The following is a 15873-nucleotide window of genomic DNA, read 5'->3' as shown; positions in this document are numbered from 1 at the left end:
GAGAATCCATGAATACCAACACCAACACCAGTGCCCCCTATTCGGCGCAAGACCTCGCTAATGATACTCTCGTGCTGATTCTCGCCGGCGGACGCGGCTCGCGTTTATACGAACTCACCGACAAACGTGCCAAACCGGCGGTTTATTTCGGCGGCAGCCGCCGCATTATCGATTTCGCCTTATCCAACTGCATCAATTCCAATCTGCTGAAAATCGGCGTAATCACCCAATATGCCGCTCATTCCCTGCTCCGCCATTTGCAGCGCGGCTGGTCCTTTCTGCCCTATGAGCGCAATCAATACATCGATATGCTGCCCGCCCGCCAGCAATTGGACGACCAGACTTGGTATCGCGGCACTGCCGACGCCGTTTATCAAAACATGGCGATGATGAAATCGCATTACCGCCCCAAATACGTGCTAATTTTAGCCGGCGATCACATCTACAAAATGGACTACATGCAAATGCTGATAGATCATCTCGACAGCGGCGCGCGCTGCACCGTGGGCTGCATCGAAGTCTCGCGCGATAAGGCGCATGAATTCGGCGTCATGTCCGTCAATGAAAAACTCAAAGTCCAAGCCTTTGTGGAAAAACCCGATGATCCGCCCGCCATGCCCGACCGCCCCAATTCCTCTCTTGCCTCGATGGGCATCTATGTTTTTGACGCCGACTATCTTTATGACATTCTCGACCGCGAAGTCGTCAATCCGCAGACTTCGCATGATTTCGGCATAGACATCATTCCCAAAGCCGTGGAAGAAGGCACGCTTTACGCCCATCCCTTCGAGCGTTCCTGCAAAGGGCGCAACACCACCGGCAGCATCTACTGGCGCGATGTCGGCACGATTGACAGCTATTGGTCGGCGCATATGGACTTGGTCAGCGAAAAACCGCAGCTGGATTTATACGACGACACTTGGCCCATTCACGGTCGCCCGCAGCAAACCGCACCGGCACGCTTTTTCTACCGCAAACCGCGCGAACGCACCCTCGACAATTCCCTGATTAGCGGCGGCTGCGTGGTTACCGACGCGGAAATTAGCAATTCCGTATTATTTTCGCGCTGCACCGTGCAGGAAGACAGCATTATCGAATACAGCGTTTTACTGCCACAAATCACCGTCGGCAAAAATTGCATACTGCGCCGCTGCGTCATCGATCGCCACTGCGTGATTCCGAACGGCATGCAAATCGGCGTGGATGCCGAAGAAGATGCACGCCGCTTCCGAGTCAGTAAAGAAGGCATCATTTTAGTTACGCGCAAAATGCTGGACAAACTCAAGCCGGAAAACGAACGCGATGTGGACATCGGTCTGCAACATACCATTTAACCCTAAGAAAAGGCCGGTACTCCGGTCTTTTATGCGCAAGGAAACCCTATGAAAATCTTACATATCTGCTCGGAAATGTATCCGCTGATGAAAACTGGCGGACTCGCAGACGTACTCGGTGCCCTGCCCTTCAGCCAGCAAGCACAGGGAGAAGACGTCCGCGTTTTGCTGCCCTATTATCCGCAAGTCGCCGCGCAATTGGGCGAAACAGTGGAAGTCGCCAGACGCGAGACCTTTGCCGGCACTGCCGCCATCCGCTTTGTCTACTATCAAGGCTTGGGCATTTATGTGCTGGATGCGCCGCAATGCTTTGCTCGCGGCGGCAATCCCTATCATGACGAACATTATCAAGACTACCCCGATAATTACCGCCGCTTTGCCCTGCTCTCTTATCTTGGCGCGCAATTGGCGGAAGGATTAGACCAGTGGTGGGGACGCGCCGACGTACTGCATGCCCATGATTGGCAGGCGGGACTGGCCTGCGCCTATTTACACCATTGGCACAGCCCCGTAAAAAGCGTTTTCACCATTCACAACATCGCCTATGTAGGACGCTTTGCCGCCCATCATCTACCCGAATTAGAACTGCCTTGGCAGGCATTCTCTATGCACGGCTTGGAATTTTACGGCGAACTGTCCTACCTCAAAGCCGGTTTATTCTATGCCGACCTCATCACCACCGTCAGTCCCACTTACGCGCGCGAAATCACCGAATCGATTGCCGGTGCGGGTTTTCATCAACTCTTGGCGGAGCGTGCCGCCGAAGGTCATCTCGTCGGCATACTGAACGGCGTCGATGAAAACATTTGGCAGCCCGCCCACGATCCGCTCATCGACAAAACCTATAGCGCCGCCACACTTGCCGATAAAGCCGTCAATAAAAGCGCCCTGCAAAAATATTTCCACCTGCCTCAGGATAAGAAAACCCTGCTCATCGGCATGGTCGCCCGTCTGACCGAGCAAAAAGGCGCGGATATTGTGTTGGACGCATTGCCAGAACTGCTCAAAGAAAAAGTGCAAATGATTGTCTTGGGCAGCGGTGCGCCGCATCTGCAAGAACGCTTCCAAACCCTCGCCGCCCAATATCCGCAGCACATCGGCTTACACCTCGGCTATGACGAAGCCCTTGCGCACCGTATTTTTGCCGGCAGCGATATGATACTGGTGCCCAGCCGCTTCGAACCCTGCGGACTGACACAACTCTACGCCCTTAAATACGGCGCGCTGCCCTTAGTCCGCCGTACCGGCGGCTTGGCGGATACGGTAATCGACAGCGATACCGGCGGCACACAAGCCACCGGTTTCAGCTTTGGCGAAGCAAACTCTGTCGATTTTCTCGCCGTTTGCCGCCGCGTTCTCAAGCTCTGGCAGCAGCAGCCGCAATGGCAGCATCTCTGCCGCAATGCCATGGCGCAAGCATTTACCTGGACGCAGGCAGCCCAAGAATATCGGCAAATTTATCGACGTTTAATCAGTTGAAATAATTTACTAATATTTGATAGACAAGAAAAAAACGACTGCTACAATAGCAGCCGTTTTTATTTAGGGAAATTTCTATGTTTCAACACACAAAGCGACACATAAAGCGTCGCTCTACGTGTTACCCTGAATTGGAAGAGGTTACACCTCTCCCACAAGATTATCCTCCCTAAAGGGAGGGGTTTCAACCAGTAAGGAAATTTTGATGAATGCCACGAATCCGCAACATGTCGAGCGCGTTAAAAACGCGATCATCCATAAACTCATCTTCGCCTTGGGTTGCGATCCCAAAGAAGCCACCACACTAAACTGGCTGCATGCCGCCATGCGCGTGGTCAGAGACATCAGCACCGAAGGACGACTCGAAACCCGCCGCCTCACTTTAGAAAAAGGCAGCCGGCAAGTCTATTATTTATCCATGGAATTTCTCATGGGCCGCACCTTCAGCAATGCCCTCATCGCCGAGGAAATGTACGACGTCATTAAAGCCGCTCTTGAAGCGCTCGGACAAAATGTTGATGACATCATCAATGCCGAACCGGATCCGGGACTCGGCAACGGCGGTCTGGGTCGTCTTGCCGCCTGCTTCCTAGACAGCACCGCCACCATGAGAATCCCCGCCATGGGCTATGGCATCCGCTATGAATACGGCATGTTCCGTCAAGAAATCAATGCGCAAGGCGAACAAGTCGAAATGCCGGACAACTGGACAAGTCATGAAATCGCTTGGCCTTATGTACGCCCGAGCAAACGCTATAAAATCCAATTCGGCGGCTATGTGCAGGAAGAAGGCAATCGCACCCTATGGCATAGCGCCGATGAAATCACCGCCTTAGCCCATGACTATCTGGTGCCAGGCTATGACGTCAATCTCGCCAATAATCTGCGTTTATGGACGGCTCAGGCCGGCAGCAAAGTCTTCAGCTTGGCGGATTTTAACCGCGGCGATTATTTTGCCGCCATGGAAAAGCAAAACGCTTCGGAAAACGTCTCGCGCGTCCTCTATCCTGACGATTCCACCACTAAGGGACGCGAACTGCGTCTACGCCAAGAATACTTTCTCTGCTCCGCTTCCCTGCAAGACATCGTACGCCGCCATGAAGCCCAATACGGCAGCTGCGACAATCTTGCCGATAAAATCGCCATTCATCTCAATGACACCCACCCCAGCCTTGCCATTCCCGAACTTATGCGCATCCTCATCGATGAAAAAGGCTATGACTGGCAGCAGGCTTGGACAATGACCCAAAGCATCTTCTCCTACACCAACCACACCCTCATGAGCGAAGCCTTAGAAACATGGCCGGTGGACATGTTGGGCATGATTTTGCCGCGCCATTTGAAACTCATTTTGGAAATCAACGAAGTCTTCCTCAAACAGGTCCAAGAACGCTATCCGCACGATCATGACTTAATCCGCCGCGTATCCATCATTGACGAAGAAGGCGAACGCAAAGTGCGCATGGCTTGGCTCTCCGTCATCGGTTCGCATAAAATCAACGGCGTCGCGAAATTCCATTCGCAATTAATGGTGAAATCCATTTTTGCCGATTTTGCCAAACTCTTCCCCGAACGCTTTACCAACGTCACCAACGGCGTTACGCCCCGGCGTTGGATCGGCATTGCCAATCCGCAACTCGCCACACTAATCGACGATAAAATCGGCGGCACATGGCGCAAAGACCTCACCCGACTCAGCCAGCTGAATACATTTGCCGATGACGAAGCCTTCTTGCAGCAATTGGCGCATATCAAGCGCAACAATAAACAAGCGCTCGCCGACTATGTTAAAAAACAATTGAACATCACGCTCAATCCCGATGCCATTTTCGACGTGCAAATCAAGCGCATTCATGAATATAAGCGCCAAAGCATGAACGTCCTGCATATTTTGGATCTCTACTACCGCATACTGGAAAATCCGGACGCCGATTGGCAGCCGCGCGTATTCATCTTTGCCGGCAAAGCCGCCAGTGCCTACTATATGGCGAAAAAAATCATTCATCTTATCAATGATGTGGCAAACATCATCAATCACGATGCCCGCATCCGCGATTTGATCAAAATCGTCTTTATTCCCAATTACGGCGTCAGCTTGGCACAAATGATTATTCCCGCCGCCGATATCTCCGAACAAATTTCTTTAGCCGGCACAGAAGCCTCCGGCACCTCCAATATGAAATTCGCGCTCAACGGCGCCCTAACCGTCGGCACGCTTGACGGCGCAAACGTAGAAATCTTAGATGCCGTGGGCAAAGACAATATCTTCATCTTCGGCAACACCATTGAAGAAGTCGAACAACTGCGCCGCGAAGGCTACTCGCCGATGCGCTACATCGAGCAAGATGCCGCCTTAAGCCATATCGTGCAGCAAGTCAGCAATGGCGCATTTTCCCCTGATGATCCCACGCGTTATCAAGACTTATTCAGCCCCTTCGGAGATTACTATCAATCCTTTGCCGATTTCCACGCCTATGTTGAAGCGCAAAACCGCATCAGCGAATTCTACCGCGATCCGATAGCATGGCAGCGTGCCGCATTGGCGAACATCGCCAATATGGGCTATTTTTCTTCCGATCGCTCGATTATGGATTATGCGCGCAACATCTGGAAAATCGATCCCTTGGACGACATTCCCTTGGATAGCGAAGCGCTGGTGGAAAGAATCAATAAACCCTCAGCAGCAAAGCCGTATAAAACATAGCGTTAATTCAAAACAAATACTTGAAACTTTTGGCTCTATACCGCTCAAAGCGATACGCAAAAATCTTGTGTTGTATAGTCGATTGAAATAAAAATAAGGCAAGGCGGCGAGCCGCAGACAGCACAAGAGCGTACGGCAAGGCAAGCCGACGCCGTATCATTGCAATTTGAATCGGCTATATTTTTTGAATTGGCTATAAATAAGAGGACTGCCTGCAGTCCTCTTACTCTTAAATTTGAGCGAATGAAACTAAGGCAAAGCCTTAATTTGACGGCTGGGCAAGCGGGCAAGTATGGGCAACGAGAATATCTTTCCCAACATGGCGAAGCTGTGTATGTCCGCAAAAAGCCATCGAAACATCCAATTCCTTATGAATAATCTCCAAAGACCTTTTCACCCCTGCCTGACCATAAGCACCCAGACCGTAAATATAAGCGCGCCCAATCAAGGTACCTTTTGCGCCTAATGCCCAAGCACGCAACACATCCTGACCGCCGCGAATCCCGCCGTCAAACCACACCTCCATACGATCGCCCACCGCATCCACAATCGCAGGCAATGCCTCAATGCTGGCAAGCGCCCCGTCTAATTGCCGGTCGCCATGATTAGACACCACAATCGCGTCAGCGCCGTATTCAAGCGCCAATAAGGCATCTTCAACTTCCATAATTCCTTTTAAAATCAGCTTACCCTGCCAATAATCGCGAATTTGCTTAATCAAATCCCAATTCAGGCCTAAATCAAATTGCTCCGCCGTCCATGACGATAAAGAGCGAATATCCTTCACATCCGCCACATGTCCTACAATATTGCCGAAAGTACGATGCTTGCTGCGTGACATATGCCAACACCATGTGAGTTTCGTAGCAAGATTCAGCTAATTCTTCAAACTGGGTTTCGGCGATGTGGACAAGCCGTTTTTAATATCCTTGTGTCGCTGTCCCAAAACCTGCAAATCCAAAGTTACCACTAAAGCCGAACAACCTGCCGCTTTCGCACGATCGATCAATTATGTATTTTCTACCTCAGCCTAATGGAATTCAAACATAAAATTCTTAGCAGCGAGTATTGACTATCATCCATTGCTCCGTATAATGCGCGCTTTCACACATTGCGAGAGTGGCGGAATTGGTAGACGCACTGGATTTAGGTTCCAGCGGGGTAGCCCGTGAGAGTTCGAGTCTCTCCTTTCGCACCAGAATACTGCGCCTTGTGGCGCATTTTTTTTACCTATTTTTTGTAAAGATTTGAGGATACTATGCAATCATCTGTCGAGAAATTAGAAGGTCTGGCCCATAAATTCACCATTGAAGTGCCAGCTGAGCAAATCGACCGCGCTACTACTGAGCGTTTAAAAGCCATTCGCGGTCGCGTGCGCGTGGACGGATTCCGCCCGGGTAAAGTTCCTCCGCAAATCATGAAGCAACGCTACGGCGACAGCGCGCGCCGCGATGTTTTAGGCGATGAAATCGATACCGCTTTCCGCGAAGCCGTTTCACAAACCGATTTACAGCCGGTGGCGCCGCCGCAAATCAACCTCATCAGCGGTGTCAAAGAAGGCGAAGCGCTGAAATTTGAAGCCGTGATTGAAGTCATGCCCGAAGTAGAAGTCAAAGGCTTGGATAATTTGTCGGTTACCCTGCCGAAAAGCGAAATCAATGACAAAGACATTGAAGAAATGGTGCAGACTTTGCGCCGCCAACAAGCTACTTTCAGCGAAAATGCGGAAAAAACCAGTGCGGAAAATGACCGCGTTACCGTGGATTTTGTCGGCCGTATCAACGGAGAAGCCTTTGAGGACGGCAGCGGCGAAGGCATTGCCGTATTAATCGGCAGCGGCCAAATGTTGCCGGATTTTGAAGACGGCTTAAAAGGCATGACCTTGAATCAAGAAAAAACCTTCGACGTGCGTTTCCCGGATAATTACCCAAGCGAAGATTTGGCGGGCAAAACCGCGCAATTCACCGCAACAGTGAAAAAAATCGAAGAAATGCATTTACCTGAATTGGACGAAGGCTTTATCAAACGTTTCGGCATTGAAGCCGGCGACGAAGCGGCATTTAAAAAAGCCATTCGCGAAAACATGGAACGCGAGCTGGAAAACGCTTTGCGCCGCATCCGCCGCGAAAGAATGTTCGACGCTTTATTGGAGCATAACGGCGATCAAATCGTGCCGCATGCCAGCCTTGACCAAGAAATGCACCGTATGGGCGAAGAAATTCAATTGTCTAAGCAAATTCCTGATGCCGAGCAACGCCATCAATTATTGCATCAATTGTTCGAGCCGCAAGCCAAACGCCGTCTGCAACTCGGTTTTTTATTAGGCAAATTGTTTGATGAGCGTAACATCGAATTGGATCAAAGCCGTGTAGAAGCGCGTTTGGACAGCATCGCTTCTACTTATGAAGACCCGAGCGAAGTGAAGAATTGGTATAAAAATGACCAACAAGCCCGCATGGCTTTGGAATCTTCCATTCTAGAAGAGCAATTGATTGATCAATTGTACGAAAAAGCCACGCAAAGCTTCGAAGACAAAACCTTCCAAGAAGTGATGGCAATCAACAGCCAAATCCGCAACTAAACCGAATCAATATTGAGCGGCTTGTCTGAAATTTTGCTTTGAATTTCAGGCAAGCTAAAGCAATCTTCATTTGATTTGAGAAGAAGTTAAGCGAATAAACGCGGCAAAGGGCGGTATAATACCGCCCTTTTCTTTGCCGAACTTGCATTTGCCCAAACAATCCCCATAAGGGCAATAGTCAAATATGAAGGAGTTATGATGGACAGTATTTCCAATATGCTTATCCCGATGGTGGTTGAGCAAACAGGGCGCGGCGAACGCTCTTATGATATTTATTCGCGCCTGCTGAAAGAGCGCGTGGTATTTTTAGTCGGCGAAGTCAATGATGCCAGCGCCAATTTAGTCGTGGCGCAAATGCTCTTCTTGGAAGCGGAAAATCCCGAGCAAGACATTCACTTTTACATCAACTCCCCCGGCGGCTCCGTAACCGCCGGCATGTCGATTTACGATACCATGCAATTCATCAAACCTGACGTCAGCACCATGGTGCTCGGACAAGCCGCCAGCATGGGCGCCTTTTTGCTCAATGCCGGCGCGGCAGGCAAACGCTATGCCCTGCCCAATTCGCGTGTGATGATTCATCAGCCTTTGGGTGGTTTCCGCGGTCAAGCAAGCGACATCGATATTCATGCCCGCGAAATTCTCTTTATCCGCGAGCGCCTGAATGAATTGCTCGCTAAACACAGCGGTCAAGATATTGAAACCGTCGCCCGCGATACCGAGCGCGATAATTTCATGAGTGCGGAACGCGCCAAAGCCTACGGATTGGTTGATGAAATTGTCGTCAGCCGTAAGAATTTGAAAGTTGGAAATTAAGATGAGCGAACAGCATTGTTCTTTTTGCGGTAAAAAAGAATCCGAAGTCCGGCGTTTGATTGCCGGTCCTGACGGCATTGCCATTTGCGATACCTGCATTCATTTGTGCAGCGATCTCTTGGATGATGATGCCGAGCAAGGCGCCGCCGACACATTGCAGGCGGATGCGCCTTCCGATCCGGTGCTGGCGGATAAATTGCCAACCCCGCACGAAATCAAAGATTTCCTGGACGAATACATTATCGGGCAAGATGCGGCGAAAAAAGCCCTCTGCGTAGCCGTTTATAATCATTACAAACGCTTGCGTATGAACGAAACCAAAGATCAAGATGCCGCGGAAATCGCCAAAAGCAATATTTTGATGATCGGCTCGACCGGTTCGGGCAAAACCTTGCTCGCGCAGACTTTGGCAAAATTCCTCAATGTGCCTTTTGCAATTGCCGACGCCACCGCCTTAACCGAGGCCGGCTATGTGGGCGAAGACGTGGAAACCGTCTTGCAAAAACTGCTGATGAATTGCAATTTCGACGTGGCGCGTGCGCAACGCGGCATTGTTTATATTGACGAAATCGATAAAATTGCCCGCAAAGGCGAAAATATGTCGATTACGCGCGATGTCTCGGGCGAAGGCGTGCAGCAGGCATTGCTCAAATTGATTGAAGGCACGGTAGCATCAGTGCCGCCGCAAGGGGGACGCAAGCATCCGCAGCAGGAATTGACCCAAATCGATACCGGCAATATTCTCTTTATTTGTGCAGGCGCTTTTGCTGGCTTGGAACGCATTATTGCCCAGCGCACCGACCAAGGCGGCATCGGTTTCGGCGCGACTGTGCGCAGCAAAACCATGACCGGCGAAGCGGATCGCGCCTTGTTCCAGCAAGTCGAGCCTGAAGATTTGGTCAAATTCGGTCTCATCCCCGAATTTGTCGGACGTCTGCCGATTGTAACGATTTTAGATACGCTTGATGAAGCCGCCTTGGTCAAAATCCTGACCGAACCTAAAAACGCGATTGTGCGCCAATTCCAACACATTTTCGGCTATGAAGACACGGAACTGGAATTCACGCCTGCCGCTCTGGAAGCGATTGCCAAAAAAGCGATTGCGCGCAAAACAGGCGCGCGCGGTCTGCGTTCTATCGTGGAGCAATTATTGCTAGACACCATGTTCGATTTGCCCAGCGTGCCGCACAGCGGCAAAATCGTCATCGATAAAGACGATGTGGAAAACGGACTGCCGCCTTTAGCGGACAAAGCCAAAGCCTAAGGAAAAAATGAACGATACAACAAAACTCTATCCGATTCTTTCACTGCGCGATATTGCCGTCTACCCGCAAGTCATCGTGCCGCTCTTTGTAGGGCGCCCGAAATCGATTAGCGCTCTGGACAAAGCTATGGATAATTCACAGGAATTATTGCTGGTACCGCAGAAAGACCCGAATATTACCGACCCTGAGCCGGATGCCCTGCATGAAATTGCGACCTTTGGACGCATCGTGCAATTGGCGAAAATGTCCGACGGCACGGTCAAAGTCTTAGTAGAAGGCATTGCGCGGGTTAAAATCGCGCATATCGAAGATAATGGCGAATGTTTGGTCGGCGGTTTTACGGGGACGTGGGCGATGATGCTGTTCAGCCGCGCTATTGGAAGCATGACGGCGCGGAAACGCGCCATTGGGACGGCGGACGCATTGCCGACACCATTGCCGCGCATATGGATATTCCCGTCGAAGCGCGCATCAATATCCTAGGCACGCTCAATATCCAGCAGCGTTTGGAACAAGTCCTGATTTTGCTGGAAGAGGAAAAAGACAAAGCCAAACTCGAGCAGCGGATTAAAAAACGCGTGAAAGAGCAAATGGATAAAAATCAGCGCGAATACTATCTCAATGAAAAAATCAAAGCCATTCAAAAAGAACTGAATGACCTTGACGAAAACCAATTGAGCGAAACCGAACAGCTCGAAGCGCAAATCAAAGAAGCCAAAATGCCGGCGGCGGCAGAGAAAAAAGCCGTCGGTGAGTTAAACAAACTCAAGCAAATGTCGCCCATGTCGGCAGAAGCCACCGTGATTCGCAATTATTTAGAATGGATGATTGATTATCCTTGGTCGAAGCGCAAACGCAGCCAATACGACCTTGAAAAAGCCGAAGCCATTTTCGACCGCGACCATTACGGCTTGGCGGATGTGAAAGAGCGGATTATCGAATATCTCGCCGTACAAAAACGCAATAAAAACAACAAAAGCCCGATTATCTGCCTTGTCGGTCCGCCGGGAGTAGGCAAAACCTCTTTAGGCAAATCGGTTGCCGAAGCCACAGGACGCGATTTCGACCGCATTTCCCTAGGCGGCGTGCATGATGAGGCGGAAATCCGCGGACACCGCCGCACCTATATCGGCGCTTTGCCGGGCAAAATCGTGCAGAAAATGTGCAAACTAGGCAGCAACAATCCTGTGATTTTATTGGATGAAATCGACAAAATCGGCAGCGACCACCGCGGCGACCCTGCTTCTGCGCTGTTGGAAGTCTTAGACCCTGCGCAAAACAGCAGCTTCAGCGACCATTATTTGGAAACCGATATCGATTTGTCCAAAGTGCTGTTCATCGCTACCGCCAACACCCTGAATATCCCTGCTCCCCTATTAGACCGCATGGAAGTCATCCGCATTCCCGGCTATACCACGCGCGAAAAACTGCACATCGCCGAGCGTTACATCGTGCCGCGTCAGCGTAAAGAAAACGCCCTGTCGGAAAAAGAATTCGTGCTGCAAAAAGGCGTCTTAAACCAAGTGGTGGAAGATTACACGCGCGAAGCTGGCGTACGCAATTTGGAACGCGAAATCGGCAAATTGGCACGCAAAGCGGTGCGCAAATTGCACGATAAAAGCGTTAAAAGCGTCAAAATCACGCGCGATAATCTGGAAGACTATCTCGGCGTGGCGAAATACCGCCGCAGCGACGAAGACCTTGCGCCTAAAATCGGCAGCGTTACGGGCTTGGCATGGACCTCCGTAGGCGGCGAACTGCTTCAGATTGAAACCGCCGCCTTCAGCGGCAAAGGCAAATTGACCCATACGGGGCAATTAGGCGATGTGATGAAAGAATCGATTCAAGCGGCATTAACCGTTGTGCGCCACTATTTGGAAGCGCATGACAGTGATTTCCGCTTCGCCGATTACGACCTTCACATGCACCTGCCGGAAGGCGCGACGCCCAAAGACGGCCCAAGCGCGGGTATTGCAATGGCAACCGCCCTACTTTCCGCATTCACGCGTAGCAAAGTACGCGGCGATATCGCCATGACGGGGGAAATTACCCTGCACGGGCGCGTGCTGGCCATCGGCGGTTTAAAAGAGAAATTGCTGGCGGCGCAGCGCGGAGAAATTCGCACCGTCTTAATCCCTAGCGACAACGTCAAAGACCTGCGCGACGTGCCTGAAGACGTGAAAAAAGACCTTGAAATTATCGCCGTCAGCCACGTCAGCGAAGTCTTTGCCCGCGTTTTTGCCGAAGAAAGCACGCCCAGCAAAGCCTTTATCCCTGTGCAAAGCCTGCAAAACGACGGTAATATGAGCAAACATGCACATTGAAAAATAAACTCTACCTTTCAATAAGATAAGTTTATTTTCAAATATCTTTAATGCCTAGAAAGCGATTTCTAGGCATTTTTTTGTGCATTTTCAACCTATAAGAAATTAAAAAAGTTTGACACTTACCTGCATAATCTGCAAAAATCAGCACCGCTGGTGCTTGCACCACATCTTAATCAACCCTCATAAAGGTACATGGAATATGAACAAGACGGAATTAGTTGATGCCATTGCAGCCGCGGCTGACATCACCAAAGCGGAAGCAAGCAAAGCCATTGATGCTTTCTGCGACAGCATCACTGAAGCCTTGGTTAAAGGCGATAAAGTAACCCTCATCGGCTTCGGCACATTTGAGACTCGCGAACGTGCCGCACGCACCGGTCGCAACCCGCAAACCGGCAAGGCATTAGAAATTGCCGCTAGCACCACGCCCGCTTTCAAAGCAGGTAAAAAATTAAAAGATGCGGTCAATCAAAAAAATGAAAAACCGGCTAAAAAAGAAGCGGCTCCTAAAAAAGCTAAAAAATAAGCTTCTTTTGCAAAAGGCGGCTTAAGCCGTCTTTTTATTTACTATCTAAAACCTGTGATGAGTTTGACCACTTAAATTGATTAAATATTAATTAAAATTAAAATATTACACAAGAACACTCCTAGTTTTCTGAATAGTTTATGAGATTGACACAAATTTTTGGGCAAAGGGACATTTTAGATGCTAAAAAGTTTGAAAAGCCTTATTCTGTAAAGCTTTTAGCGAGGTCAAAAGCTTTGAACACAAAAAATGCTTTTTCTGCGGCTCAAAACAGGTCAAAAAAGACGGCAGACAAAATCATCAGCAACGATACAAATGCCGGCAATGCGGTAAGCGTTTTAGCAGCAAAAAGCGTCTTAACCCTCAAGAGTTGTGGACACTTTATAGTAGCGGCAAACAAAGCATGCAAGAGCTCGCCCAACGTTTTTCCTGCAACCGTAAAACCATTGCTAGATATCTCAAACAAGCCCAACTTAGAGAGCCTGAACAACGGCATTATTCATCAGTCAATATCATCATGGATACTACCTACTTTGGACGTAAATTTGGTGTGATGGTGCTGTATAACAGCATCAGCCGACAAGCCTTATCGGTCAGCGAAGTTAAATCAAAAAGCAATACGCTGTATCGACAAGCCATACGAGAGCTACAAGAAAAAGGAATATAGTCAAGGAAATCAAAAAGAGTAACAAATCCACAGGAAGTAAAAGAATAGTTTATCGATGCAATCTAAGCGCCAATCCTTACGTTTACGTTTAAGCCAAGCCCACATTTTCTCGATTGGGTTCAGATCTGGACTGTATGGCGGCAGCCATAAAATATAGTACCTTAACTTCAAAATGAGACTTAGAGATACACATTTTGTCAGGAGAAGCGCTTAGAATAATCTCATTTTGAAGTTAAGAGACTATATGATGTCCCGCATCTGCGATAAGCTCTTGGGTATCCTGTCTTTTGTGAAAGCTGGCATTGTCCATAATAATGACGCTGTTTTCAGGCAATTGTGTTAACAGCAATTCTTCTACCTAACAATGAAATACATCACTATTAATACTGCAATCATAAAGCTCTACCGCAAACAACTTGTTCTTATGTATTGCCCCCATAGCATTGCTTTGATTCTTGAGTTGCCAGTTGTACTTTCCTAAACAAGGACGGCCTTTGTGGGAATAGCCGTAAGCTCTGTTATCATGAGATTTAAAGCCGCTTTCATCTAAGTAAATCAGTGTTCTGCCTTCAGCTTCAAATGCCGCTAACTGCTTAAGAAATAATATAGTCGGAGAAGTGAAAAAGTAGTACAAGGCGGCGAGCCGTAGACAGTACAAGAGCGTACGGCAAGGCGAGCCAACGCCGTAATACTTTTTCAATTCTTTGACTATAGGCGCTGTTGTTTGTCTGCTTTCGGATGTGAATTAAGGTCTTTTTTTTCGAGTAATGCCGACACGTTTTAATGCTATGGCAATAGCTCTGTCGCTACAGTTAAAGCGTCTTGCCCGTTCATAGCAATTTCATCAGGATAAGCTTGGACGTCAGCCATTAAAGCTTCATTATCGATTTTTGCCGGTTTGCGTTCGTACTTCTTGCGTTCTATGCTTTTCTTCCAACGTTGAATAGTTGTTGCGCTGAGTCGATATTCTTCAACAAGCTTTCTGTAGCTATGACCTGATGCCAGCTTGTCTAATATCATTTGTCTGTAATCTTTTGAGTATGCCATAAGTTTTAGTGTAACCTTTTTTGGATTCCTTGACTATAGCTCCCTCTCTCATCTCGTAGTGCTATAATAACCTGAGTTCGGGATAAGCCACCTCTATTTAGCAGCCGCCAAAGCATTCTTCCCAAACATCTGCGGCTTATACGCAAACAAGCAATATGCCGTTAATCCAGAAATCAGATTCAACAAAAATCCCTTCTCTGAACGATGGCGAGTATGTTCAATTTGGCATAGATTCTTTAACTGATCAAAAATCGTTTCAACAACACATCTTTGTTTTAACAACCTTTTTTGTTCAGGACTTTGGGGCGGGGATTCCATATTCTTTTTCTTGCCTGTCAGTAAAGTGATGTTGTATCTCTTTTCTAAGCAATCGCTTAACTCTTTGCTGATATAGCCTCTATCCCCAACCAACAATCCAAACAGTTTGTTTGCCATTTGTCGTAAGCCTTTACGGTCATCAACATTGCCTGCCGTTAGGCAGAAATTGACTAGCTCTCCTACATGATTAAACACTGCATGAAGTTTGAATCCATAGAACCAACCCATGCTGCTTTTGCCACGTTGAGCAATGTTTTTAAACACTTTATGCCTATGAATTCGACGATTGTGGCAAACAGATAAGATGGTGGAATCCACGATACTGATGCCTGTACATTTCCCCATTTGAGTACTGAGAAAAACCAACATAGCAAGTAATGCACGTTGTGCTAATTCGATAAATCGATTGTAGCTTGGCATGGTGGGGAATGCTGTTTTCCAAATGGTTTTAATTTGCCATAGATAGTAGCTTTTGAAATCACGTATGCGGATATGGTGGAAATAGATCCATACGGTAATGATTTCGGAAGTACTGATAGAGGCTTTTCGGTTTCTGCTGTTGGGTTTGCTGATGAGTGTGCGGTTAAAGTCTGCTTCAAATGTTTTACAAAAATCATCTACTTGGCAGAAAAGTGTTGTAAGATATTCCATGTTAAAGGGCTTTTGTGATGGTTTGTTTTGTCAAAACAGTAGATTATCACAATTGCTCTTTATTTTTTAGTGGGGTGCTTATCCCGAACTCAGGTTATGGTATAATTGATACCTTCAATTGATACCTTCAATTGATACCTTCAATTGATACCTTCAAT

13 protein-coding genes, 1 tRNA gene and 4 pseudogenes are annotated in these 15873 nt (G+C 48.4%); 13 read left to right on the top strand and 5 right to left on the bottom strand.

The window, feature by feature from the left end; genetic code table 11:
- Window positions 1-8 precede the first annotated feature (8 nt).
- The 3 genes from glgC to DYC63_RS06845 all read left to right on the top strand — a co-directional run bounded on the left by glgC (window position 9) and on the right by DYC63_RS06845 (window position 5517).
- A complete protein-coding gene (glgC, locus tag DYC63_RS06860) occupies window positions 9-1334 on the top strand; it encodes a glucose-1-phosphate adenylyltransferase (RefSeq protein WP_115218542.1) in 1326 nt (441 codons plus the stop codon).
- Window positions 1335-1382: 48 nt separating this feature from the next.
- Window positions 1383-2813 (top strand): glycogen synthase GlgA, encoded by a 1431-nt coding sequence (glgA, locus tag DYC63_RS06855; protein ID WP_115218541.1) that lies wholly within the window; start codon window positions 1383-1385, stop codon window positions 2811-2813.
- A 205-nt stretch (window positions 2814-3018) separates the two neighbouring features.
- Window positions 3019-5517, top strand: coding sequence for a glycogen/starch/alpha-glucan phosphorylase (locus DYC63_RS06845; protein WP_115218540.1), 2499 nt, complete (start codon window positions 3019-3021; stop codon window positions 5515-5517).
- Window positions 5518-5779: 262 nt separating this feature from the next.
- Here the strand turns inward: DYC63_RS06845 and DYC63_RS06840 are convergent.
- A pseudogene (locus DYC63_RS06840) lies at window positions 5780-6526 on the bottom strand (alpha-hydroxy acid oxidase); the annotation flags it as partial.
- 104 nt (window positions 6527-6630) lie between these two features.
- Here DYC63_RS06840 and DYC63_RS06835 point away from each other — a divergent pair.
- From DYC63_RS06835 to DYC63_RS12385, 9 genes and pseudogenes are all read left to right on the top strand, one after another.
- Window positions 6631-6715, top strand: a tRNA-Leu gene (locus DYC63_RS06835).
- 60 nt (window positions 6716-6775) lie between these two features.
- On the top strand, window positions 6776-8098 hold the full coding sequence (gene tig, locus DYC63_RS06830) for a trigger factor (RefSeq protein WP_115218539.1): 1323 nt from the start codon (window positions 6776-6778) through the stop codon (window positions 8096-8098).
- A 198-nt stretch (window positions 8099-8296) separates the two neighbouring features.
- Window positions 8297-8914: an ATP-dependent Clp endopeptidase proteolytic subunit ClpP gene (clpP, locus tag DYC63_RS06825; protein WP_115218538.1), complete on the top strand. Its 618-nt coding sequence runs from the start codon at window positions 8297-8299 to the stop codon at window positions 8912-8914.
- Window position 8915: 1 nt separating this feature from the next.
- On the top strand, window positions 8916-10178 hold the full coding sequence (gene clpX, locus DYC63_RS06820; RefSeq protein WP_115218537.1) for an ATP-dependent Clp protease ATP-binding subunit ClpX: 1263 nt from the start codon (window positions 8916-8918) through the stop codon (window positions 10176-10178).
- A 7-nt stretch (window positions 10179-10185) separates the two neighbouring features.
- Window positions 10186-10452: pseudogene (locus DYC63_RS13160) on the top strand (LON peptidase substrate-binding domain-containing protein); the annotation flags it as partial.
- A gap of 74 nt (window positions 10453-10526) precedes the next feature.
- The gene (lon, locus tag DYC63_RS06815; protein ID WP_245888068.1) at window positions 10527-12503 is read left to right on the top strand and encodes an endopeptidase La; all 1977 of its coding nucleotides are present in this window, start codon (window positions 10527-10529) and stop codon (window positions 12501-12503) included.
- Between the two features lie 202 nt (window positions 12504-12705).
- Entirely contained in the window at window positions 12706-13032 is a 327-nt protein-coding gene (locus tag DYC63_RS06810; protein ID WP_115218536.1) for an HU family DNA-binding protein, read from the top strand.
- Between the two features lie 259 nt (window positions 13033-13291).
- Window positions 13292-13366: pseudogene (locus DYC63_RS13785) on the top strand (IS1/IS1595 family N-terminal zinc-binding domain-containing protein); the annotation flags it as partial.
- Between the two features lie 69 nt (window positions 13367-13435).
- Window positions 13436-13699 (top strand): hypothetical protein, encoded by a 264-nt coding sequence (locus DYC63_RS12385; protein ID WP_147284941.1) that lies wholly within the window; start codon window positions 13436-13438, stop codon window positions 13697-13699.
- 9 nt (window positions 13700-13708) lie between these two features.
- Here the strand turns inward: DYC63_RS12385 and DYC63_RS13780 are convergent, their stop codons facing one another.
- Together DYC63_RS13780 and DYC63_RS13775 are read right to left on the bottom strand one after the other, a co-directional pair.
- Entirely contained in the window at window positions 13709-13804 is a 96-nt protein-coding gene (locus DYC63_RS13780) for a hypothetical protein (RefSeq protein WP_425452132.1), read from the bottom strand.
- Between the two features lie 253 nt (window positions 13805-14057).
- On the bottom strand, window positions 14058-14333 hold the full coding sequence (locus tag DYC63_RS13775) for a transposase (protein ID WP_425452131.1): 276 nt from the start codon (window positions 14331-14333) through the stop codon (window positions 14058-14060).
- Here DYC63_RS13775 and DYC63_RS13770 point away from each other — a divergent pair.
- Window positions 14304-14411 (top strand): annotated as a pseudogene (locus tag DYC63_RS13770) (IS30 family transposase); the annotation flags it as partial. The gene DYC63_RS13775 and the pseudogene DYC63_RS13770 overlap by 30 nt on opposite strands.
- Before the next feature lie 74 nt (window positions 14412-14485).
- Here DYC63_RS13770 and DYC63_RS06795 read toward each other — a convergent pair.
- Window positions 14486-14746, bottom strand: coding sequence for an IS630 transposase-related protein (locus tag DYC63_RS06795; RefSeq protein WP_218564573.1), 261 nt, complete (start codon window positions 14744-14746; stop codon window positions 14486-14488).
- Window positions 14747-14839: 93 nt separating this feature from the next.
- Complete coding sequence (locus DYC63_RS06790; protein WP_115218534.1) at window positions 14840-15715, bottom strand: IS982 family transposase; 876 nt, start codon at window positions 15713-15715, stop codon at window positions 14840-14842.
- Between the last annotated feature and the right edge of the window lie 158 nt (window positions 15716-15873).

Source organism: Suttonella indologenes (assembly GCF_900460215.1).
In the GTDB taxonomy this organism is placed as follows: Bacteria; Pseudomonadota; Gammaproteobacteria; order Cardiobacteriales; family Cardiobacteriaceae; genus Suttonella; species Suttonella indologenes.
Note: the sequence above shows the minus strand (reverse complement) of the source record. Positions and strands in the feature narration are given on the sequence as shown.